The organism is Streptomyces albidus (ex Kaewkla and Franco 2022), assembly GCF_013870515.1.
GTDB lineage: Bacteria > Actinomycetota > Actinomycetes > Streptomycetales > Streptomycetaceae > Streptomyces > Streptomyces albidus.
The window spans coordinates 1-1,965 of record NZ_JACBXA010000468.1 but is presented as its reverse complement, the minus strand read 5'-3'; the positions used below and the strand labels follow the sequence as shown (position 1 = coordinate 1,965).

Genomic DNA, 1,965 nt, shown 5'->3' with positions numbered 1-1,965 from the left:
GACCGCGGTGACCACGACTCCCGGGACGGTGAAGGACGCGTACGCGCCCGCGGCGCCCAGCACCACCGCTGCGGCCGGCACCGGAAGCGTCGCGAAGTGGTCGAGCCCGCCGCCCGCGCGCAGCTGCCCGAAGTACTGGGCCAGGAGGTTGAGCGCCACGAAGGCCACGACCAGGACACTCGACCCGGCGACGACCGCGCGCGACTCCGCGCCGCCTTCGACGACGCCCCTCATCAGCACCATGATCCCCAGCGACTGGAACGTCGCCACGAACAGGAGCGGGATGCGGGCGACCCGCGCCCGCGAAAGCTGGGCGCGGTAGACGGCGCACAGCGCGGGCCACAGCCGGGCACGCGGGGCGAGGGGCGCGGGGGTCTCCGCACCCGTACGGGAAGCACCTGCCGAAGTCTCGGTTTCCTCGGGCCGTGCGGCCCGCGCGGTTCCCCGCAACGCCACCGAACTCACGCCTTCACCAGACCTTCCCCGCTGCCGCCCAGTGCCAGATACACGTCCTCCAGGCTGGGCGTCGCCAGGGAGAAGTCGTCCAGTGCCGCGAAGGCCTTGCCGGTGGTGACGACGCTGACCGCGTCGCGGGCCGCCTCCGGCGCCAGGCGCAGCGTCCAGCGGCGCCCTGAGACGGTGGCGCGTCCTGCCAGCTCAGCGACCTCGGGCACCTCCAGCGGTGCGCGGTCACGCCAGACCAGGTCCAGCCTTACGTCCTCGCCGACCATGCTCTTCAGCCCGCCCGGGGTGTCGCAGGCGATGACGCGGCCCCGTTCCAGCACCGCGACCCGGTCCAGGACGGTCTCGGCCTCGATGACGTTGTGCGTCACCAGCACGACCGTGGTTCCGTACTCGCTGCGCCGCCGGTCCACCGCGGACCAGACCGCGCGCCGGGCCAGGGGGTCCATGCCGGTCGTCGGCTCGTCGAGCACGAGCAGGGGCCGCTCGCCCACGAGCGCCGCCGCGACACAGGCCAGGCGACGCTGGCCGCCCGAGAGCTTGTTCAGCGGGCGTCCGGCGAGGTCGCCGAGGTCGAGCTCGTCCAGTACGGCGTCACGCTCGCGGCGTGCGGCGCCTGCGTCCAGCCCGCGCAGCCGTGCCGTCGTCTCGGCGGCGAGCCCCACCGTCAACTCGTCCAGTGCGCTCGACTCCTGACCCAGATAGGCCAGCAGCCGCGAAGCACGTTCCGGGTGCCGCACGAGATCGTGGCCGAGTACGTCGACGCTGCCCGAGTCGGGGCGCAGAAGGCCGGTGAGCTGCCTGACGACGGTCGTCTTCCCCGCTCCGTTCGGCCCGAGAAGGCCGAAGATCTCTCCGGGGTGCACCTGGAGGGTGATCCCGTCACAGGCCCGTACGGGCGGAGTGCGGGGCCGTCCGCGCCGGCTCCTGCCCGCCGGGTAGGTCTTGACCAGCCCGGTCATGCGCACGGCGGCCCGCGTCGCCGTAGCCACGCTTCCCACCGCCTGCTGCCATGTGCCGGTTCCCACGAGCGACGAGCCTACGCTGCTGCGGCGGCCCGGCTGACAACGGGCCGCTCGCCTGCTCTCCCACCGGCTGTCGCCCGCTCGTTCACTCGGGGACGGGCGCGCCCTCTGCCGGAGCGCTCTGCTGCCCGCTCACGGGGGCGTCGACCTCTCGCCAGAAGCCCGCGCGGATCGCATACCGGTCGTGCTCGTCGATCTGGTCGTCCTTGTGCGCGAGCAGCCCGAAGCGGGCGGCGTAACGGAGCAGTTCCCCGTCGATGCGGTGCGGGATGCGCGGGTATTCACGGGCCAGCGACTGCACGTGTACGGGCGCGGAGAGGCGCTCCAGCCAGCGGCGGGCGAAGACCTGGCCCACCTCGAAGGGGTCGCCGCTGACCGCGGTGATGTCCTCTTCGCGGTCCGCCCAGCGCTGCTCGGCCGTCGTCAGCTGGGCCAGCATGGGCAGGGCCGCGATGTCGGGGGCCTCGCCCGGCGTCCC

General features: G+C 73.5%; 1 protein-coding gene and 2 pseudogenes. All 3 read right to left on the bottom strand.

Annotated features, from left to right (window positions below):
• Positions 1-456: pseudogene (locus H5J26_RS30590) on the bottom strand (ABC transporter permease); the annotation flags it as partial.
• A 5-nt stretch (positions 457-461) separates the two neighbouring features.
• Entirely contained in the window at positions 462-1,490 is a 1,029-nt protein-coding gene (locus H5J26_RS30585; protein WP_419183873.1) for an ABC transporter ATP-binding protein, read from the bottom strand.
• A gap of 82 nt (positions 1,491-1,572) precedes the next feature.
• Positions 1,573-1,965, bottom strand: a pseudogene (locus H5J26_RS30580) (NYN domain-containing protein); the annotation flags it as partial.